The sequence below is a fragment of the Bradyrhizobium sp. SOJA106 genome, assembly GCF_059448745.1.
This window is the reverse complement of record NZ_CM182549.1, coordinates 3,750,586-3,770,281: the sequence shown is the minus strand read 5'-3', so window position 1 is coordinate 3,770,281 and position 19,696 is coordinate 3,750,586. Positions and strand designations below refer to the sequence as shown.

General features: G+C 62.0%; 15 protein-coding genes. 6 read left to right on the top strand and 9 right to left on the bottom strand.

Going from position 1 to position 19,696, the window contains the following annotated elements; all coding sequences use genetic code 11:
* The first annotated feature begins 27 nt into the window (after positions 1-27).
* Positions 28-1,317, top strand: coding sequence for a M20/M25/M40 family metallo-hydrolase (locus tag AC5V87_RS17055; RefSeq protein WP_495371632.1), 1,290 nt, complete (start codon positions 28-30; stop codon positions 1,315-1,317).
* Positions 1,318-1,320: 3 nt separating this feature from the next.
* Here the strand turns inward: AC5V87_RS17055 and AC5V87_RS17050 are convergent, their stop codons facing one another.
* From AC5V87_RS17050 to AC5V87_RS17035, 4 genes are all read right to left on the bottom strand, one after another.
* Entirely contained in the window at positions 1,321-2,628 is a 1,308-nt protein-coding gene (locus AC5V87_RS17050; protein WP_495371907.1) for a sensor histidine kinase, read from the bottom strand.
* A 67-nt stretch (positions 2,629-2,695) separates the two neighbouring features.
* Positions 2,696-3,370: a response regulator gene (locus AC5V87_RS17045; protein WP_456839087.1), complete on the bottom strand. Its 675-nt coding sequence runs from the start codon at positions 3,368-3,370 to the stop codon at positions 2,696-2,698.
* A 206-nt stretch (positions 3,371-3,576) separates the two neighbouring features.
* Positions 3,577-4,530, bottom strand: a complete 954-nt coding sequence (locus tag AC5V87_RS17040; protein WP_456839088.1) for an ABC transporter substrate-binding protein — start codon at positions 4,528-4,530, stop codon at positions 3,577-3,579.
* A 170-nt stretch (positions 4,531-4,700) separates the two neighbouring features.
* Positions 4,701-6,428 carry a cache domain-containing protein gene (locus AC5V87_RS17035; RefSeq protein ID WP_495371631.1) on the bottom strand — a complete coding sequence of 576 codons (1,728 nt, stop codon included), beginning with the start codon at positions 6,426-6,428 and terminating at the stop codon, positions 4,701-4,703.
* A 297-nt stretch (positions 6,429-6,725) separates the two neighbouring features.
* On the opposite strand from AC5V87_RS17035, the gene AC5V87_RS17030 reads away from it, so the two are divergent.
* The 4 genes from AC5V87_RS17030 to AC5V87_RS17015 all read left to right on the top strand — a co-directional run bounded on the left by AC5V87_RS17030 (position 6,726) and on the right by AC5V87_RS17015 (position 13,387).
* On the top strand, positions 6,726-7,583 hold the full coding sequence (locus tag AC5V87_RS17030) for a metal-dependent phosphohydrolase (RefSeq protein WP_495371630.1): 858 nt from the start codon (positions 6,726-6,728) through the stop codon (positions 7,581-7,583).
* Between the two features lie 530 nt (positions 7,584-8,113).
* Positions 8,114-8,641 (top strand): hypothetical protein, encoded by a 528-nt coding sequence (locus AC5V87_RS17025; protein ID WP_495371629.1) that lies wholly within the window; start codon positions 8,114-8,116, stop codon positions 8,639-8,641.
* Positions 8,642-8,746: 105 nt separating this feature from the next.
* Positions 8,747-9,652 (top strand): hypothetical protein, encoded by a 906-nt coding sequence (locus tag AC5V87_RS17020; protein WP_456839092.1) that lies wholly within the window; start codon positions 8,747-8,749, stop codon positions 9,650-9,652.
* Positions 9,653-9,994: 342 nt separating this feature from the next.
* Positions 9,995-13,387 carry an adenylate/guanylate cyclase domain-containing protein gene (locus AC5V87_RS17015; RefSeq protein WP_495371628.1) on the top strand — a complete coding sequence of 1,131 codons (3,393 nt, stop codon included), beginning with the start codon at positions 9,995-9,997 and terminating at the stop codon, positions 13,385-13,387.
* A 381-nt stretch (positions 13,388-13,768) separates the two neighbouring features.
* Here the strand turns inward: AC5V87_RS17015 and AC5V87_RS17010 are convergent, their stop codons facing one another.
* From AC5V87_RS17010 to AC5V87_RS16990, 5 genes are all read right to left on the bottom strand, one after another.
* Positions 13,769-14,857, bottom strand: coding sequence for a TRAP transporter substrate-binding protein (locus AC5V87_RS17010; protein WP_456839094.1), 1,089 nt, complete (start codon positions 14,855-14,857; stop codon positions 13,769-13,771).
* A 117-nt stretch (positions 14,858-14,974) separates the two neighbouring features.
* Positions 14,975-15,334 carry a YunG family protein gene (locus AC5V87_RS17005; RefSeq protein ID WP_456839095.1) on the bottom strand — a complete coding sequence of 120 codons (360 nt, stop codon included), beginning with the start codon at positions 15,332-15,334 and terminating at the stop codon, positions 14,975-14,977.
* 359 nt (positions 15,335-15,693) lie between these two features.
* Positions 15,694-16,785 (bottom strand): TRAP transporter substrate-binding protein, encoded by a 1,092-nt coding sequence (locus AC5V87_RS17000; protein ID WP_456839096.1) that lies wholly within the window; start codon positions 16,783-16,785, stop codon positions 15,694-15,696.
* Between the two features lie 204 nt (positions 16,786-16,989).
* A complete protein-coding gene (locus tag AC5V87_RS16995) occupies positions 16,990-18,129 on the bottom strand; it encodes an Mrp/NBP35 family ATP-binding protein (RefSeq protein ID WP_456839097.1) in 1,140 nt (379 codons plus the stop codon).
* 53 nt (positions 18,130-18,182) lie between these two features.
* Positions 18,183-18,620: a VOC family protein gene (locus AC5V87_RS16990; RefSeq protein ID WP_456839098.1), complete on the bottom strand. Its 438-nt coding sequence runs from the start codon at positions 18,618-18,620 to the stop codon at positions 18,183-18,185.
* A gap of 200 nt (positions 18,621-18,820) precedes the next feature.
* Between AC5V87_RS16990 and AC5V87_RS16985 the strand changes: the two genes are divergently transcribed.
* Positions 18,821-19,693 (top strand): NAD(P)-dependent oxidoreductase, encoded by an 873-nt coding sequence (locus tag AC5V87_RS16985; RefSeq protein WP_495371627.1) that lies wholly within the window; start codon positions 18,821-18,823, stop codon positions 19,691-19,693.
* The last annotated feature ends 3 nt before the right edge of the window (positions 19,694-19,696 follow it).

Below are 19,696 nucleotides of genomic sequence, written 5' to 3'. Positions count from 1 at the left end.
TATCCTCCAACTCATGGACAGCCGCTCATGCTCCGATCGCACCCTGCTCCATCGTTCATCCTTTCCTTGCTTGCTTCGCTCTGGCTGGCCTCTGCCGCGACTGTCGCGTGTGCCGAGCCAGTGGCCGATGTCCATGCGCTGGCGCAGAAGGAGCAGCAGCCGCTGCTCGACACGCTGCGCGATCTCGTCAACATCGAAACCGGCAGCAGGGACATCGAGGGCCTGAACGTGATCGCGGGCCGCGTCGCCAACCAGCTCAAGCAGCTCGGCGGCACGGTGGAGATCCTGCAATCGACCGACATCTATCGCCTCGACGACACGCCCGAGAAGATCGGCCCGGCCGTGCACGCCGTCTTCAAGGGGACCGGCACCAAGAAGATCATGCTGATCGCCCACATGGACACGGTGTACCTGAGAGGCATGCTGAAGGACCAGCCGTTCCGCATCGACGGCGACAAGGCCTTCGGCCTCGGCATCGCCGACGACAAGCAGGGCGTCGCGCTCATTCTCCACACCGTGGCGCTGCTGCAGAAGCTGAATTTCAAAGACTACGGCACGCTCACGGTGCTCACCAATGGCGATGAGGAAATCTCCTCGCCCGGCTGGCGCAGCACCATCACCAAGCTCGCTTCCGATCAGGATGTGGTGTTCTCGTTCGAAGGCGGCGGCACCGACGGCACGCTGCGGCTCGCCACCAGCGGCATCGGCTCGGCCTATCTCACGGTCACCGGCCGCTCCTCGCATGCGGGCGCAAGGCCCGAGGGCGGCATCAACGCGCTCTACGAGCTCTCGCACCAGGTGCTGCAGATGAAGGATCTGTCCAAACCCGAGCAGGGCCTGAAGCTGAACTGGACCGTTTCCAAGGCCGGCACCAACCGCAACGTGATTCCTGCCGAAGCCACCGCGCAAGCCGATGCGCGCGCGCTGAAGGTGTCGGATTTCGACGAGCTGGAGAAGGCGCTCCAGGAGAAGGTCAAAAATCACCTGCTGCCGGATTCCAAGGTCGAGCTGAAGTTCGAAGTGCGCCGTCCGCCGCTCGAGGCCAACGAGGCCTCGCGCCGCGTGGCGGCCTACGGCAAGACCATCTATGAGGAGATCGGATTGCCGCTGAAGGTCGACGATAAGGCAACCGGCGGCGGCACGGATGCCGCCTTTGCCGCGCTCAAGACCAAGGGCGCCGTGATCGAAGGCATGGGCCTGTCCGGCTTCGGCGCGCACTCCAATGACGCCGAATATGTCAAGATCGACAGCATCGTGCCGCGTCTTTACCTGACCACGCGCATGATCATGGACCTGTCGACCGGTAAGCTGAAATAGCGGTCAGCTCCGGCTGAGGGCGGGGCCCCCCTCCCCCGCCAGCCGAAACCGGAGCGTGAACTCCGCGCCGCCGCCGGGAAGATTCTCGACCGCGATCGTCGCGGCGTGATCGTCGGCCACGCCGCGCACGATCGACAGCCCCAAACCGGCGCCGTCGCTGCGCTGGCGGTCGGCGCGCCAGAAACGCTGGAAGATCAAGTCGCGCTCGGCCTCCGCGATGCCGGGGCCGCAATCGCGCACGCGCACCTCGCCGTCCTCGCGCACCTCGACGTCCACGCAGGTGCCCTTCGCCGTGAACTTGATGGCGTTTTCGGCGAGATTGAAGATCGCGCGCTGCAGCATCTCGGCATTGCCATGAATCAGCACCGGCGCGTCGCTGCCCTTGAGCGCGATGTCCTTGTGCTGGGCGATCGCGAACGGCGCGATCGCAGCCACCACCTCGGCGCAGACGGCGCGCAGATCCGCGGTCTCACCGGGATCGAGCACCAGGGTGTCGAGCTCGGCGATCTCCAGCAGCTGGGCGACGATCCGGCTCATTCCCTCGATGTCGTCATGCAGCGCCTGCCGTGCGGTGTTGTCGCCAAGCGTCTCAATCCGCGTCCGCAGGATCGTCAGCGGCGTGCGCAATTGGTGGGCGGCATCGGCCGTGAACTGCCGCTGCACCCGAAAGCCGTCCTCGAGGCGGTCGAGCGCCTGGTTGACGGCGGTGACGAGTGGCAGGATCTCGCGCGGGATCTGCTCCGTCGGCAGGCGGATGTCGGTGCGCGCCGGGCCGATATTGCTGGCCTCCTCGGACGCCTTCCACAGCGGCGCGATGGCGCGGCGGAAGATGACAATGTCGATGCCGAGCAGGATCAGCAGCACCGGAATGGTGATCCAGCCCACCCGCCGGAAGAAGTTCGAGATGATATCGTCGATGATCACGTCGCGGTGCGCTAGGTCCTCGGCGACGCGGATGCGCACGAGCTTGCCATCGACCATGCGCGTGACGCTTGCGCCGGAAATCGTCTCCGACGGCGGCGGCGCCGACACGGCCGCGCCGGTCTTGCGGCGGGATGAGAACAGCAGATGGCCGTCGGCATCGCGGATGTCATAGAGATAGCGGCCGTAAGCTTCCGAATAGAGGCCCCGCAGGCTGTCCGGCAGGTTGAACGTCAAAAGCCCGTCCGGCTGCGCGACGATGCGCTCGGCCAGCACCTCGGCCTGGGCGCGCATGGCATCGCGATGCAGCTGGTCGACCTCGGAATTGAGCAGCCAGAACAGCACCAGCGGCAGGAAGATCGCGACCACCGCGACCGCCACGATGTGCATGAACACGATGCGCCAGATCAGCGATTTGAATGTCGGCGATCGGCCATAGGCCGGCGCGGCGGTCACGCTATTTCTCCTCGGCCAGGAGATAGCCGACGCCGCGGATGGTGTGGATCACGACCTTGGCGCCGTGCTCGGCAAGCTGCTTGCGCAGCCGCGAGACGTAGACCTCGACGGCGTTGGAGGCGACCTCGCCTTCGAGTCCGAAGATGTGGTCCTCGACGTTCTTCTTCGGGACCACCCGCCCCTGCCGGCGCAGCAGGATCTCCAGCACCGAGGTCTCGCGCGCGGAGATGATCCGGGGCTGGTCGTCGACGAAGATCTGCCGGCTCTCGGTGTCGTAGACGAGGTTGGCGAGACTGAGCGAGCGGCCGAGCAGCTGGCCTGGCCGGCGCAGGATCGCCTCCAGCCGCGCCACCAGCTCCTCCATCGCGAACGGCTTGGCGAGATAATCGTCGGCGCCGCTGCGCAGGCCGCTGACACGGTCCTGCAAGCCGCCCCGCGCGGTCAGCACCAGCACCGGCAGCGGCTCCATCTGGCGGCGCAGCTCGCGCAGCACCGACAGGCCGTCGCCGTCGGGCAGGCCAAGGTCGAGAATCATCGCGGCATAGCTGACGCTGCTGACCGCCGCGCGCGCCTCGGCGGCGCTGCCCACGACATCGCTCTCATAGCCGGCCGCTGCCAGCCCGCTGGCCACGAGCCGCGACAGCTCGGCATTGTCCTCGACGATCAGAAGGCGCATCGTAGTCCCGGCATCACCGCACGGCTCGCGCCGCCTCTTTGCTCTCTTCCATCATTCCGGGCGCCTCGGCCAGCGAAAAGTGCCCCGCAGGCGGGTCGGCGGCCCCTGTCAGGTTGGTGTAAGCCGGTCTGGCCGCGTCCCCGCGGATGGCAGCTCTGGAGGAATGGCTCTGTCCGCCCATGCGCCGCCGTCCGTGACGCGCTTGTTTACTCGATCACTTCGTCTGCACCGGCAACGATTGCGGATGAGAACGCATAACCGAGCGTTTTAGCCGCCTTCAAGTTGATGACGAGCTCTAACTTTGTGACGAGTTGGACAGGAAGATCGGAAGGCTTCTCGCCCGACAGGACCCGTCCGGCATAGACACCCGCGCGCCGGTGCGACTGCATGAAATCTCCTCCATAGCTCATCAGACCTCCGGCGATGGGAAAGTCTCGGGTCTGTGTGATTGCGGGCACGCGATATTTCATTGCCAGAGCAGCGAGCCGCGTACTGCGAAATGCAAAATAGGGGTCGGAGGTAAACACGAGTCCACTTGCCCCGTCCTTGGCCGCCGCAGCGAACACAGATTCAAATTCATCCTCCTTGCTCGCGTTCAATATCTCCAGTTGAACATGCATAGTATCTGCAGCCGTGCGAAGCTTCTGCAATTGCGCTTCTGCGGTCGGACTCGTCGGATTGGCGACGACCATCAATTTGGTCGCCGTAGGCAACAGGTCGCGCATCAACTCGAGCCGCTTTGGCGACACGTCGACACTCAGGCTCGAAACTCCCGTGATGTTTCCGCCCGGCCGCGACAAGCTATCGACCACGTGGAGCTGAACGGGATCGCCGCCCATCTCAAAGACGATTGTCTTGGTCGGGCTCGCAGCTTTCGCGGCAAGTGCCACGGGGGCACCCCCGGGCGCCACCAGGACATCCACGTTTCGGGCGACCAGTTCGGCGGCCAACGCAGGCAATCGGGAATATTGTCCGTTGGCCCACTGATAGTCGATTTTCACATTGCGGCCCTCGACAAAGCCGGCTTCTGCCAGTCCCTGGCGGAAAGCCTCAAGTCGACTGGCAAAGAGCTCGGGCGACTCCGGGCAAAGATAGCCAATGACGGGCATGGCGGACTTCTGCCCATACGCGTCGGCCGTCCACATCGCCGCGCCCGCCATCAAAAGCAGAAACTCCCGCCGCCTGGCGCATCTTCGTGGTGTTACTGCCCCAGAGTTGGCGCTCCTCATGGCTACGTACCCGTTGCCGTCAGCCGGTCGTCGAAGCATAGCCCCGGATGCTCGAACAGTCTTCAACTGGATTGCACCGGGCGTCCCGCGGCCGGCCACGGCTAGAGAGCATTGAAGGAGATTCCGAAGACCGGAATAGCTTCGTCAAATCCCTTGATATTGCGCTCCCCAAGGTCCTCGACGGGCCGCCGACCCCCGACGTCAGCGGCGACTTTAGCGTCGACCAGAATTTCCTTGTCTGCGGCAGATGCGCACAATCGTGCCGCGAGGTTCACGACGCTGCCAATGGCAGTATAGTCGAGCCGGTCCTTGTAGCCGATCCGGCCGACAGTCGCCGGCCCGCTGGCAAGGCCGATTCCGAAACCGACCTGGTAGCCGCGCGATCGCCAGCCCGCGATGAGGGCCTGCACGGTCTTCTGCATGTCGACGGCGAGATCGATGGCTCTCAATGCAGGCTCTTCGACCGGGACAGGCGCGTTCACCAGCACCATCAGCCCGTCTCCGGAGAAATTGATCAGCGTTGCCTCGAATTTCGCGATGACCCTGCCAAGGGCTTCATAGTACTCCGACAATACGCTCATGACGTCCTCAGGCGCAGCTCCTGCTGAGAAGGCGGTGAACCCCCTCAAATCGCAGAAGACAACGACGACTTCCGTGCGGCGACCATCCAGCACGCTGTCATCGCCGGCTCGATCGACGAGATCGGCGACCTGGGGAGCGAGGAATCGCCTGAGCCTGGCGATGCGCTCCTGGTGCTGCTGCGCCAGCGCCAGCTCGGAAGCCATCTTGTTGAAACTGTTTGCAAGGCGCTGGAACTCGTCCCCGGTGTGGATCAGGATTCGGTGGTCAAAGGACCCGGCACCGATCCTCTCTGTGCCCTCCTCGAGCAGCTTGATCGGCTCTGTCATCCGGTCGGCCAATGCATAGGCAAAAATGCCCGCCAGCATCGTGCTGACCGCGAGGAGCATTGCCGTCCGCCACAGGGCGGCGTAGATCGGCGCGTAAGCTTCGGATAGTGGCTGCGCGACAACGACTGTCCAATCGGTGCCCTGTACGGAAGCCGCGCTGGCGGCGACAAATTGTCCTTGTGCATCCCGGCTCGTTGCGAAGCCCGCTTGCGACCCTATGGCGTCCCGCACAGCCCGAAATGGCCTAGAGGTTGCTTCTTCCGCCCCGCGAAGGACGAGGCTGATGTCGGGATGGGCGATAAGGCGACCCGATCGGTCCAGGACGAAAGCAAAGCCGGTCCTTCCGACCTTGATCGCCGAGATCACGTCCCAGATCAGCTTGAGGTTGACTTCGGCTATGATTGCGCCGAGGGCCGGTCGACTGCCGACAATCGCAACCGTCAGGTACGGTTCGGAGCCTCGATTGTAGCTGACCTCGCTGAACCAGATCTGAGTTGCCCGGGCCCCGACCAGGGCAGGATCAGCTGATCGGTCCGTGCGGCTGTCAATTCGATTGAGGCCGATCCGTGAGATGTAGAGACGCTCCAGACCGCTGCCGTCGAGGAGTGTGAGACTGGCGATGGCAGGCGCTTGTCGAAGGAGGCGCAACGCGTCGGTCCGCCGGCGTTCGCCGGGCTCCTCGGTCCACGGAAGCTGCACCAGCCAGCCAAGCTGCGTTGTGATGCCGTGGATGAAATCGTGAATCTCAGCGGCCGCGGACGCCGACTGGAGGCCGAGCCACTGGTCCAGCCTCGCACGCTGATCGCGATAGCCGAACCACGCTTCAATAACGCCGTTGAATGCGAGTGGGACCGCGACCGCCACGAAGAGCGCCAGCAAATATTTGTGAAAGAGGCCGCGAAACCGATCTTGAGGAATCATGATCCGGTCACCCGTACAATCGCACAGATACTATGGGCCCAGAATAATAAGTCGCTTTGCCATCAAGCGGAGTTCATTTGAACCGAGCGTGCGGTTGGGCCCTTCGCGCCTGCACGGCGGACCAGTCACGCGGTCAGGCGACAAGCTGCCGGGTAGGCACAGCCGGGCGTCATGGCCACTGTTGATCTAGGTCAAACATCACCCATCCGCTGGCCTCACGCTTGCGAGGTCCTCCTCTCCCTCCCGATCCTGCAGAAGGCTTACCGAAGGATCGTCGACCAAAGTGAGAGCTCACTCATGATAACGATTCCAGAACTGACGTCCCAGGCGCTGGGTGCGTTCCTGATCTCGGAGACAAGCGGTCGCTTCGGCTCGTCTCACGCCAGCCTGCCGGAATTGCTCCCCTACGCAGCAAAGCTGGCCATGGAATGCATTGGCAATAGCGATGCACTCTACCATAATGTCGAGCACACCTTGTTGGTCACGCTGGTGGGGCACGACATTCTGATCGGGCGCTCGCTTCTGAGGCCGACGACGGCTAGGGACTATGCTCACTTCATTCTGGCGTGCCTGATCCACGACATCGGCTACGTCAGGGGAATAGTCCACGGAGATCAGGACGGAGCCTATGTTGTTGATGGGACCGGCCGAACGGTCGAGTTACCGATCGGCTCCTCCGATGCAGCGCTTGCGCCCTATCATGTCGACCGCTCAAAATTGTTCGCCGTGGAGCGTCTTGACGCAGTCGACCAGATTGAGGCCGCTCGCGTTGCCCAGGCCATCGAATACACTCGTTTCCCTTATGCCGACGCACCAACGAGCGAACCGAGGGATGATCTGGACGAGGAGGAAGGTTTGTTGCTTCGCGCCGCCGATCTGATCGGTCAGCTCGGCGATCCGAACTACATGAAGAAATCAAATGCGCTCTTCTACGAATTCGAGGAGATCGGACTCAACAAATCGCTCGGATACGCCACGCCGGCGGATGTGGTATACAAATATCCTCAATTCTACTGGACCAAGGTCTCACCGCAGATCCAGACTGCCATCCGCTATTTGAACGTAACCGCGAGCGGACGACAGTGGATCAGCAGTCTGTATGGCAATGTCCTGCGCGCCGAGCGCGAGGTCGGACTATCTGGTCCGCAGCTATAGATCGGCGTTCCCTCGCCTTTCGCACGGGGTTCAACGCCGCCGCACTGGCTTTTTTCGGAAGCATGTGGTGAGAAATGAGGCGGGTCAGCGGTGCTGACATTTGCAGCTTTAGGATCATGGTCCCACCATCATTGGTATCTGAACTGGTCGGCACAACCCTGCGGATCATGTGCCGAGATACTCGCCACATCATCAGACCCAGGCTGTTGATGCTGTGCCGTTTGAAAGAGCCGACCATCGCCATACGAGGAGGACAATCCTTCGCCTCACGTGTACTCGTAAGAGATTACCACCGGCAGAATGCGGCGATGCGCGTGATCTTCACCATGCCTCGAAGCAGCGTCGGCACAGAGGCTTCGATGGGCAAAGCCGAGTTAGGACGTCCTCATCATTGTTCGCTCAAATAAATCGCGGTCCCTGCGCGTCCAGTTGGGCAGTGCGGCAGCAGCCTTGTCAGAAAGAAAACTTACAACTAGAATACGAATGCGGCAGTAAGACACCGAACTGATTTCAGCAGGGAGGGATTGATTATGGCCTCGCACATCAAGCCACAACCGAATTTCAATCGGCGTTGGTTCCTTGCAGGAGCCGCGGGCGGCGCAATGCTTCCCGTAGCAGCGCACGCGGCCGTGACAAACAAAAAGCAGAAGCGCGGTATTTTTGCGGATGAGCTGGGCACTGCGAAGGACGAGTTGGAAGATAAGGTAGCTGATTTCTCGTACCAAAATGATGTCCTCGCGCAATGGATCGTCGATATCTGGACGGGTCCCGCCAACAATCCCCTGATCACACCCAGTACGGGTGCGATATCCATGGCGCAGTACCAGGCGCGCTCAACTGCAGCAAAAGCAGCCCTTGCGGCTCGGGGCATCTATTTGGAGAAACCCATTGTGATCACGGAAGACGAATACGATGCTGGGTTCAGTTTGGCAGAGGCAGGGCTCGAAAGGACTGTCGGAGTCGTTCTGGTGCTGCCGAGACCCACACGTCCGACTCTTGGGCAGCCTCTGCTTGAAACGGCCAAGTTGCTGATGGCCATCACGCCGAACGGAATCTAGCGGTATTGCAATCCGTCTCGGATGCACAGGGGTCTCTGGCTGGGTGCGAATTTTGTCGCATCCCAGCGAAAACGCACGGGCATTCACTCGCAACTGGAGGTTTGAATGGCACAGCCGGTCACGGAGTGGGTCAACGTCGCGGGGGATATTTCGATCATCGCTCGCGAGACGGGAGAGGTCTGGTTTCATTCTCCCGGCGGTCCGGAAGAAAACATAGACCCCTTCTCTGCACTGATGACAGGTGCCGGGTCAGCAGGCAGTACGGTCGGGCTGCTCGACGGTGCGATCAATCTTGGATTTGCCGGAATCGAAAAGAACCTCGCACGCCCTGACCCGACGCTCGTCGGCTATATCGTCGCTTTGGCCGGCGCGTATCACACCTCTGTCGATACGCCTCGAAATCTCCGGCGCGCCGCCCGGCGCTTCAACGAGCTGGGGAGGCCCGAGGTTGCAGACTACTTGGAAGAGCGTGCACGCGAGGAGAGCGGTCACGACCGGCTCGCGCTGAAGGATCTGCGCGCGCTGGGTGTGCCCGGCGAGCGGCTCGTCGCTAACTTTATTCCAGATGGCATCAAGCCGCTCTGCAAGCGCTTCGATGATCTCTGCGCCCAGGACTATCCAATCGGCTGCATCGGCTATTCGTACTGCCTTGAGCGTATCGCGGCGCTGAAGCAGGCGAGCGATATAGCGAAGGTGCAGGCGATCTGTCCGGGTGATCTTGATGCGACCCGCTTCCTCAGGAGTCACAGCTCCCTCGGAAGCGAGGCCAATCACGTCGAAGAAACCATCAAGTTCGTAGCCGCCCTTCCCGCGAATGACCGTATCTGTGTCGTTCAGGAGACGTATGAATCGGCACTCATTCTGGCGGAGGGATACAACCACGAGCTTCTCAAATCCGAAGCGGAGATGCTCGCAGAGCTTGAGCAGGCGCTTGGAGAAGCCCTGCCCCATTGTCGCAGCTCACATCCTTTGACGGGTGAAAGGCGCGGCGCTCGTCGGCCCGACGCGTGAGCGGAGCAGCGCGATAGTCCACCGCCGGCTTGGCATGGCGAGAAGCACGATAATGGAGCCCAGGCCCCGATCGGGCGACAGGACGATTGCGATCCAAGGCGATCAGGGCGCGCGACTGGGGCGCAGGTAGCTGGGTAGGGTACCGGCGGGTGGCGTTCTCGCGCCGCGCTGCGGTTGCGCCTCACACCGAATGAGGAACATTTCAAATAACGCTCATATAACGCCGTGTGCGGAAAATGATATCGTCCGCCGAAGAAGGTTTCCTGTGTTCAGGTGACAAAGGCCACGTATGGAGATCTGAAGCTCCTTGATGGGGCACGGCAGTAGGCAAGGACCTCTGCGATGACGAGGACAACAACCACTGACCTGGCCGAGTGGCTGGCTGGACATGGTCTAGGCCAGTACGCCAAAATCTTCGCCGAAAACCATATCGATTTCTCGGTCCTGCCGGATCTGACGGAGAATGATCTCGAAAAGCTCGGAGTATCGTCTCTGGGTCACCGCAAGAAGCTGCTAACGGCCGTCAAGGCATTGACGGCCGCGCGCCAGCCTATCGGCACGCCGACGGCGGTTGCAAGCGCTGCCGTGGTATCACCCTCTCCTGAAAAACATCCTCCTGACAAACATCGCGAAGCTGAATTTCGCCAGATCACAGTGATGTTCTGTGACCTGGTCGGCTCCACGCAGCTATCGGAAAAGCTGGATCCTGAAGATCTCCAAAAGCTCATTGACGCGTATCGGGTAGAGTGCAGCGCCGCAATTGCCCGCTATGGAGGCGAGGTCGCCCGCTATTTCGGCGATGGAGTGATGGCATTTTTCGGCTGGCCTTACGCACACGAGGATGACGCCGTTCGCGCGGTTCACGCCAGTCTGGAAATTGTGTTCGGAATTACGAAGATATCAGGGCCAGTCACCCTGAATTGCCGCGTCGGTGTCTGCTCGGGCCCGGTCATAGTCGGTGAGATTGGAGATAGTGGTACGTGGTCGATGGACGCAGTGGGGGAGACACCCAATATCGCCGCACGTCTACAGACCCTTGCCGCTGCCAATACGGTACTCATCTCGGAATCGACGAGGCGTCTTGTATGGGGAGCGTTTGATTTCCAGGACGTCGGGCTCCATGAACTCAAAGGCCTGAGTGAACCGCTTCACGTGTATCGCGTGCTCTCGGCGAAACATTCCGCCAGCCGGTTCGAGGCTGCGCATACGGGCTCTCTTACCCCGCTTATTGGACGTTCGACCGAACTGAGCTTGCTGCTCGATAGATGGCGGAAGGTCAACGAAGGCGAGGGGCAGGTCATATTGCTCTCGGGTATTCCCGGGGTCGGTAAATCAAGGCTCCTCCACGAATTGATCTCGCATGTTCAGCATGAGCCACATGTTTTGCTGCACCACCAGTCCTCACCTTATCATAGTCAAAGCGCATTCTATCCGGTGATCGGTCAGATCGAGCAAGCAGCCCAATTAGGGGCTCGCGATGCCGAGACAGATAAGCTTGCCAAGCTGACAACCTACCTTCCGCGATCGATCAGCAATTCCAAAGAAGCAGTCTTGCTCGTTGCCAAGCTGCTATCAATCCCTTTGGAGAATAATCAGGAGCTATCCGGTCTTACGCCGCAGCAAATAAAGAACAGGACGATAAGCACGCTTGTCGACATGATCCTGGCGTATTCTGTCCAGCGCCCCACGCTCTGCATCTTCGAGGATGCGCACTGGCTGGATCCATCGAGCCTTGAGCTGGTTGAATCGATCATTAGCGGCATCGATCGCGCCCGCGTGCTGCTGATCGTGTCATGCCGACCCGAGTTCCGTCCCACGTGGATGACGCGTGCGAACGCCACCATGCACTCGCTCACTCGATTGTCGCTCACCGAAGTCAAGGCGATGATCCGGGATATCTTGAAGGGAAGGAGCATGCCAGAACCGGTGCTCGACCGGATCATCGAAAAGGCCGATGGCGTGCCGCTTTTCGTGGAAGAACTGACGAGCAGCATGATGAGCGCGCCTTTGCAAACCCGAGGCATCGAGCGCGCACCGCAGCTGGCATCGCTCAGGGTCCCGGACACGCTGAGCGATGCATTGATGGAGCGGCTGGACCGTGTTGCACCGAGTCGCAGGCTTGTACAGATTGCGGCCGTGATCGGGCGCGAGTTCTCCTATGATCTCTTGTCGGCTGCATCGCGAATGGGCGATGACGACATGTTGTCGGCGCTCTCGTTGCTCGAACAGGCCGACATCATCTATCGAGTCGGAATTTCGCCTCGGCTTCGTTTTGCCTTCAAGCACGCGCTGTTGTGTGACGCAATCTATGACTCCTTGCTTCGCAGCAAGCGGCAGCAGATACACGCCGACATCGCGGCAGTTTTGCAGCATGGTTCTTCGGAGCTCGCCGAAAATCAGCCCCAGGTTCTGGCCTATCACTATCAGGAAGCGGGCGATCACCAATCGGCCATTCGTTGCTGGTTTGAGTCCGGGCAGCGCGCGCTCGCGCATTCCGCCAACGTCGAAGCGATTGCCAGCTTTCGAAAGGCCCTCCAGCTTCTGGACGCTTTGCCCGAAACACCTCAGCGGAACAAGCAAGAGATCGACGTTCAATTGGCATTGGGAATCCCGCTGATCGCCGTTCAGGGGTATGCCTCCGCGGAAACCCGCGAAGCGTTTTCGCGAGCCCATGCCTTATGCCTGCAACTGGGCGATATCCCTGAGTATTTCCAGGCCTTATTTGGGTTGTGGGGGCACTGCTGGATGGGCGGAAAGAATGACGATGCGCTCCGCTTGGCTGGTGAGTTCCTTTCACGGTCTCGAGCATTATCCCAGCCCGTGCCGCTGATGGTGGCTCATAGAGTGATGGGCAGTACGCAATTGACGATGGGGGACTTCCGATCGTCTGCGGACCATTTCATGGAGTCGATCAAGCTCTCGGTTGGCAAAGGAAAACAACCTCTCTCCAATCTTTACATGGTGGAACCCCAAGCGGCTTCACTTCTGCTCCTGTCCTGGGACTTGTGGTTTCTGGGTTATCCGGACCAATCTCTTTCCCGCGTTTCGGAAGCGCTGGCTTTGGGGCAAGACCTTGGCCACCCCTACACCGTGGCGTTCGCGCATTATATGACGTCTGTTGTGCACCTCCTGCGCGGCGAGGCCGGCCAAGCCTTCGAAAGCGCCGGAAAAAGCTTTCAAATGTCGCAGGAGCAGCGGTTTTCGCTATACGCAATCTTGTCGAGAATTTCGCGAGGCCGAGCCGCCGGCGAACTAGGCCGACTCGGAGAGGCCCAGGAAGACATGGCGTTGGGACTCGGCGAAGCGCGACGGAATGGCGTCGGCTTCATGCTTCCGATGATGCTCAGCTGGCAGGCGGACCTGCACGCCAAGGCCGGCGAAATCCAAAGCGCGCTATCGATTGTCGAAGGAACCCTGGCCGATATGAGTGACCTGACGGGCAGGTCATGGGAATCGGAGCTGCATCGCCAAAACGCGCAACTTCTTCTGGTATGCGAGCCGTCGAAGACAGGAGAGGCTGAACTTCATCTCAAGAAATCTATCGAGGTGGCGCGTGGTCAAAGCGCCAAGTCCCTGGAGCTGCGCGCCGTAACAAGCCTTGCAGAACTATGGCGGACGCAAGGGAGGGCCGAAGAGGCGCGTGCTCTGCTAGAACCAATACTCCATTGGTTCGAGGAAGGCGCCGAAACGGCTGACCTCAGACGGGCGCGCGACGTTCAAGCTGCCCTGGGCTGATCCCACGCGTCGCGATCACGGCCGCCACATCTATTTGCATCCGCGGGCAAAACAATGTCGTTAGGAGTTTGCTGCACCCAGCTTGCGGCCCTTAGCTGCAGAAGGTAGCTCGCAAGATGGGCCGCTTTCGCCTTCTGATGCACCCTGGCTTCAAAATGCGGCGCCGGGCCCTCGGCTGCGCCGAGGATCGCGTCATTCTGCTGATTTGCCCAGACGTGTCAGACCGTTGGCGGAATCCACCGGGCATCCCGCCCTCACCCCTCGTCTACGGCGTATGGGTTGTTTTTCACGTTTTCATTTAGTGGGACACCTTCCAAACGCTGCGACAACAACGCCCCGAAGCCTTCGCTCCGGGGCGCTGCATGCGACAGGCGGTGACGCTCAGCTCTGCGAGCGACGCGCCATGAAGATATCGTAGCCGACCTCAGCGACCTGGAACCAGGCGTAGCCGTCGCTGGAGAATTTTGCGAGGGAGTCGTGCACCTTCTTGAAGTTGGGGTTGGTCGCGCCGACCTCGGCATGCAGCTCCTTGGCCGCCTTGTAGCAGGCGTCCATGATCGGCGGCGAGAAGGCGTGCAGCTTGGTGCCGCTGGCGAGCAGCTTCCTCAGCGCCAGCGGATTGGCGGTGTCGTAGCGCGCCATCATGTAGTTGTTGGCGTAATGGCCGGCCTGCTCCAGTACGCTCTGGTAATATTTCGGCAGCGCGTTCCACTTGTCGAGGTTGACGAAGGCCATCAGCATCGGCCCGCCCTCCCACCAGCCGGGATAGTAGTAATGCGGCGCGATCTTGTAGAAGCCGAGCTTCTCGTCGTCATAGGGGCCGACCCATTCGGCCGCGTCGATCGTGCCCTTCTCCAGCGCCGGATAGATGTCGCCGCCGGCGAGCTGCTGCGGCACCACGCCGAGCTTCTGGAGCACGCGGCCGGTGAAGCCGCCGATGCGGAATTTCATGCCCCTGAGGTCTTCGGGCGTGTTGACCTCTTTCCTGAACCAGCCGCCCATCTGGCAGCCGGTGTTGCCCGCGAGCAGCGAGATGACGTTGTAGCTCTTGTAGAACTCGTTGAGCACCTCGCGCCCGCCGCCCTGCATATACCAGGCCTGGTTGATACGCATGTTGGGACCGAACGGCACTGCCGAGCCGAAGGTGAAGGTCGGGTCCTTGCCGAAATAATAGTAGGAGGCGGTGTGGCCGATCTCGCAGGTGGCGTTCTGCACGGCGTCGAGCACCTGGAGGCCCGGCACGATCTCACCGGCCGCGAAGATCTGGATCTGGAATTTGTTGTCGGTGGCCTCCGCGACCATCTTGCACATCATCTCGGCGCCACCGAACAGCGTGTCGAGTGATTTCGGCCAGCTCGTCGGCATGCGCCATTTGATTTCCGGCATCGACTGCGCGATCGCGGGCGCAGCGAGCGTGGCGGCACCGGCCGCACCAAGTCCTGTGACCTTGATGAAGTCTCTTCTCTTCATGATTTCCTGCCCTGATGGATTGTGATTGTGGGCCTTCTTGGCGAGGCTTGAGGGCCAGCATGGCGTAACGGCTGACGAAATGCCATCGCGATCGCAATGCGGCAAAGAAAAAGGTTCTCAGCCTTGCCGCGTCGGGCTCGGACGGTGCTCCTGAAAAGCGGCCCTGAGTTCGGCGAGTTGCTCGCCGGTTGCTCCCAACTCCGCGTCGGCACGATCCGCCGGAACGTCCATGTAAGCGATCGGCGCATCGAACTGGCTCGCCGTGAAGTCGTACCTCTTGCCTTCGATCCGATTGTAGAAATGGTCGCCGGCCGGCAGCGGCGTCTTCAGCAGGTCACCGCCGAAGAGCTCGTGGATCAGCAGCGAGGTGACGTTGCATTGGCCTGCCGCCGGATTGTCCGCCGTCCATTGGCTGGCCGTCGAAAGCGACCATGCCTTGCGCAGCGCGCGCTGAACCTCATCGGGATCGAAGTCCATCGTCCCTCCCCGGGATCGGCGGCGGATCGATTTCGGATTATACGATTATCGCTTTATGCCACTGTTTTGCCCGACGTGTCAAACCGCCTCGCTGGTCGGGTGAGCCCCAACGCCATTCGCCGTCATGGCGGTCACGGTCGCAAAAATCGGCGCGTCGGTACCGGCGGCTCAGTGATCGCGATATGCCGCTGAATTGCCTCGTCCCCTCAAGCCGCTGGCAGCAGCGACGCGCAAGCCCGCCCTCACCTCGTTCTACTGTGCATGGGGTTGTTTTCGATATTTTTTTGGCACCCGCCCGAGCAAGAAAAAGCCCGGCCTCGTTGGAGGCCGGGCTTTCCGATTGCGACGTGCTCGAACGATCAGCCGCGGGTGCGCGACCGGATCATGAAGCTGTCATAGGTGTATTCGGCGACCTGCCACCACAGATATTCGTCGGACCGGTAGGCCTGCATGGCGTCGATCGATTTCTTGAAATCGGGGTTCTTGGCCGAAATCTCCGCCCACAGCTCGTTGGTCGCCTTGAGGCAGGCTTCCAGGACCTCGTTGGTGAACGGGCGAAGCTGGGTGCCGCCGGCGACCAGACGCTTCAGCGCCGCCGGGTTCTGCATGTCGTAGCGCGCGGCCATCCAGCTGTTGGCATTGGCCATCGCGTTGGTGAGGATCGCCTGGTAGCTCTTCGGCAGCGAATTCCACTTGTCGAGGTTGGTGAAGGCGTGGACGGTCGGACCGCCTTCCCAGAAGCCCGGATAGTAGTAGTACTTGGCGACCTTGGCGAAGCCGAGCTTCTCGTCATCGTAGGGACCGACCCATTCGGCTGCGTCGATGGTGCCCTTCTCCAGCGCCGGATAGATGTCGCCGCCAGCGAGCTGCTGCGGCACCACGCCGACCTTCTGGAGCACCTGGCCGGCGATGCCGCCGATGCGCATCTTGAGGCCGGAGAGGTCCGCAACGGTCTTGATCTCCTTGCGGAACCAGCCACCCATCTGGGTGCCGGTGTTGCCGCAGGGTTGGCCGATCACGTTCGACTTCTTGAAGAACTCGTTGCCAAGCTGCTCGCCGCCGCCTTGGTACCACCAGGAGTTCTGCTGGCGCGCATTGAGGCCGAACGGCACGGAGGCGTAGATCGCCCAGGTCGGGTCCTTGCCGACATAGTAGTAGGAGACGGTGTGGCACATCTCGACCGTGCCGTTCGAGGTCGCGTCGAGCGCCTGCAGGCCGGGCACGATTTCACCGGCAGCGAACACCTGGATCTGGAATTTGTTGTCGGTCATTTCGGCGACGTACTTCGCCACCTGCTCACCGCCGCCATAGATGGTATCGAGCGACTTCGGGAAGCTCGAAGTCATGCGCCACTTGATCTCGGGCGAGGATTGCGCGATCGCCGGCGAGGCCACCGCGGCGGTCGCCGCCGCGCCTGCTGCCGACACTTTCAGGAAATCACGACGCTTCATCTTCAGGTCTCTCCTTGCTGGGGCGTTTCCCCTTAACGTCTCTTTGTGCCGCCGCTCATTCCGGCGACGCGTTCAGGCCGCGTCGAACCGAAGGGGCTTGACTGCCGTGGGCGTTTAACACGGACGGGGCGCTTTCGGAACGCGACAATGGCATGACGGGACTCTACGAAAGTCGCATGTCCCCAGCGGATCGGCCTCGCAGCCTCAGGCTGCGGCGATCACGCCCTTGAGCTGGTCCCGGACCTGCCCCGCAATGGCGCGGTAGATCGCCGCATGGGGCCCGTCCGGTTCGCTGTCGACTACGGGGTTGCCGGCGTCCGAGGTGGTGCGAATCGCCATGTGCAGCGGGATCTCGCCCAGGAACGGTACCCCGAGCTTCTCGGCCTCGTGACGGGCGCCGCCATGGCCGAAGATGTCGGATTTCGTGCCGCAATGCGGGCACTGGAAATAGCTCATGTTCTCGACGATGCCGAGCACGGGGACGTTGACCTTCTTGAACATCGCAAGTCCCCGCCTTGCGTCGATCAGGGACAGGTCCTGCGGGGTCGAGACGATCACGGCGCCCTTCAGCGGCACGTTCTGCGCCAGCGTGAGCTGGGCATCGCCGGTGCCCGGCGGCATGTCGACGACCAGCACGTCGAGCTGGCCCCATGCGACGTCGCGCAGCATCTGCGTCACCGCCGACATCACCATCGGCCCGCGCCAAATCATGGCGGTCTCTTCCTCCACGAGGAAGCCGATCGACATGATGGCGAGGCCGAAGCGGCGGAGCGGAATCATCTTGCGCTCGCTGTTCAGCTCCGGCTTGTCGCGCAGGCCGGTGAGGCGCGGCACCGAGGGGCCGTAAATGTCGGCGTCGAGCAGCCCGACCTTGAGGCCGAGATCGCGCAGGCCGAGCGCAAGGTTGAGCGCGGTGGTCGACTTGCCGACGCCGCCCTTGCCGGAGGCGACCGCGATCACCGCGGCAACGCCCGGAATTTCGGACTGCCGCGCCATCGGCGATTGAGCGCCGCCCTGCGACGGCGGCTTGTGGGCATGGGCCGGCTGCACGCCCGGCGTGCCGCGGCTCGGCTGCGGGGGTGGCGGCGCGGAGCCCGGCTTGCGCTCGGCAGTCAGCGCCACCATGACGGTGGTGACGCCGGGGATAGCGCGCACGGCGGCCTCGGCCTCAGCCCGGATGGACTCCCAGGCCCGCGCCTCGGCGGCATCGACATTGATCGAGAAGAACACCTTGCCGTCCGAGGCGCTGATCGCGCTCAACACATTGGCATTGGTGAGCGCGACCCCGCGCGGCGACTTGATCTTGGCGAGGCTGTCGAGAACCTGTTGCTGCGTCACGCTCAAAGCGCATCTCCTAAAGTTCAGGATGCCCCATTAGAGCGGAAACGCCCAAAAGGCTACTGCCTGCCGATATCGTCAGCCATCTCGGCGGGCGCGGCCCCCTGCTCGCTGGCGGCCTCGTAATTGAGCTCGATCATGACCCCGTTGGGGTCGTGGACGAAGATCTGCCAGAGCTCGCCGCCGGGCACCTGGCGGGAGTCGAATTTCATGCCTTTGGAGGCCAGCCGCTGCTTCATGCCGTCGAACCCGCGGCTGACGAAGGCGACGTGGTGGACAACGCCGGAATCCGGCTTTTGTGGCTCGGCGGTCGGAGAAATATCGACGAGGTGCACCACCGCCTTGCCCTCGCTGTACATCCAAGCGCCGGGAAAGGAGAAATCGGGCCGTGGGCCTTTTTCCAGGCCCAGCACGTCCTCGTAGAAGCGGACGGTCTCGGCCAGATGCCGGGTCCGGATGTTGAAATGATCGAGCACGCCAACGCTCACGCCGCCCATCCCTCTGCTCCCTTTTTTTGAAGTCCTCGTTGAAGATCCCAGATCAGCCATCCTAGCACAGGGGGGCGTCAAACGAAGCCGTTGCCCTCCCGCCTCAAGGGTTTATGGTGCGCCCGTTCCCCTTCATGTGGAACCTTAGGATCCTCGGCCGGCGCCCCTCGCCCGGCTGCAACCGTAAAACTCAAGCTACGGACACACACATGGCTAAAGTCGCTTTCCTCGGTCTCGGCGTGATGGGCTTCCCCATGGCCGGACACCTCGTGAAAAAAGGGGGCCATGAGGTCACCGTCTACAACCGCACCGCGGCCAAGGCGAAGGAGTGGGCGGACAAGTTCGGCGGCAAGGCCGCACCGACTCCCAAGGCTGCGGCCGAGGGACAGGATTTCGTGATGTGCTGCGTCGGCAACGACAATGACCTGCGCGCGGTCGCCATCGGGCCCGATGGCGCCTTCGCCGGCATGAAGAAAGGCGCGACCTTCGTCGACCACACCACCGCCTCCGCCGAGGTCGCCCGCGAACTGGACGCGGCGGCGACCAAGGCCGGCTTCAAGTTCGTCGACGCGCCCGTCTCCGGCGGCCAGGCCGGCGCCGAGAACGGCGTGCTGACGGTGATGTGCGGCGGTGCGCAGGATGCCTATGCCGGCGCCGAGCCGATCATCACGGGCGCCTATGCGCGGATGTGCAAGCTGCTCGGGCCCGCCGGAAGCGGCCAGCTGACCAAGATGGTCAACCAGATCTGCATCGCCGGCCTCGTGCAGGGCCTTTCCGAGGGCATCCACTTCGCCAAGAAGAGCGGCCTCGACGTCGCCGCGGTGATCGAGACCATCTCCAAGGGCGCGGCGCAGTCCTGGCAGATGGAAAACCGCTACAAGACCATGAATGACGGCAAATACGATTTCGGCTTCGCGGTCGAATGGATGCGCAAGGACCTCTCGATCTCGCTGGCCGAAGCCCGTCGCAACGGCGCCAACCTGCCGGTGACCGCGCTGGTCGACCAGTTCTACTCCGAGGTCGAGAAGATGGGCGGCAAGCGCTGGGATACGTCGAGCCTGCTTGCGCGCCTGCAACGCTGACGT

Bases quoted from the DNA above. Each gene is read 5' to 3' on its own strand.
- AC5V87_RS17025 (WP_495371629.1), top strand. From the start codon at position 8,114: ATGGCCTCGCACATCAAGCCACAACCGAATTTCAATCGGCGTTGGTTC.
- AC5V87_RS17045 (WP_456839087.1), bottom strand. From the start codon at position 3,370: ATGCGCCTTCTGATCGTCGAGGACAATGCCGAGCTGTCGCGGCTCGTG.
- AC5V87_RS17055 (WP_495371632.1), top strand. From the start codon at position 28: ATGCTCCGATCGCACCCTGCTCCATCGTTCATCCTTTCCTTGCTTGCT.
- AC5V87_RS17040 (WP_456839088.1), bottom strand. From the start codon at position 4,530: ATGGCGGGCGCGGCGATGTGGACGGCCGACGCGTATGGGCAGAAGTCC.
- AC5V87_RS17030 (WP_495371630.1), top strand. From the start codon at position 6,726: ATGATAACGATTCCAGAACTGACGTCCCAGGCGCTGGGTGCGTTCCTG.
- AC5V87_RS17015 (WP_495371628.1), top strand. From the start codon at position 9,995: ATGACGAGGACAACAACCACTGACCTGGCCGAGTGGCTGGCTGGACAT.
- AC5V87_RS16990 (WP_456839098.1), bottom strand. From the start codon at position 18,620: ATGGGCGGCGTGAGCGTTGGCGTGCTCGATCATTTCAACATCCGGACC.
- AC5V87_RS16985 (WP_495371627.1), top strand. From the start codon at position 18,821: ATGGCTAAAGTCGCTTTCCTCGGTCTCGGCGTGATGGGCTTCCCCATG.
- AC5V87_RS17035 (WP_495371631.1), bottom strand. From the start codon at position 6,428: ATGATTCCTCAAGATCGGTTTCGCGGCCTCTTTCACAAATATTTGCTG.
- AC5V87_RS17010 (WP_456839094.1), bottom strand. From the start codon at position 14,857: ATGAAGAGAAGAGACTTCATCAAGGTCACAGGACTTGGTGCGGCCGGT.
- AC5V87_RS17020 (WP_456839092.1), top strand. From the start codon at position 8,747: ATGGCACAGCCGGTCACGGAGTGGGTCAACGTCGCGGGGGATATTTCG.
- AC5V87_RS17050 (WP_495371907.1), bottom strand. From the start codon at position 2,628: ATGCACATCGTGGCGGTCGCGGTGGTCGCGATCTTCCTGCCGCTGGTG.
- AC5V87_RS17005 (WP_456839095.1), bottom strand. From the start codon at position 15,334: ATGGACTTCGATCCCGATGAGGTTCAGCGCGCGCTGCGCAAGGCATGG.
- AC5V87_RS17000 (WP_456839096.1), bottom strand. From the start codon at position 16,785: ATGAAGCGTCGTGATTTCCTGAAAGTGTCGGCAGCAGGCGCGGCGGCG.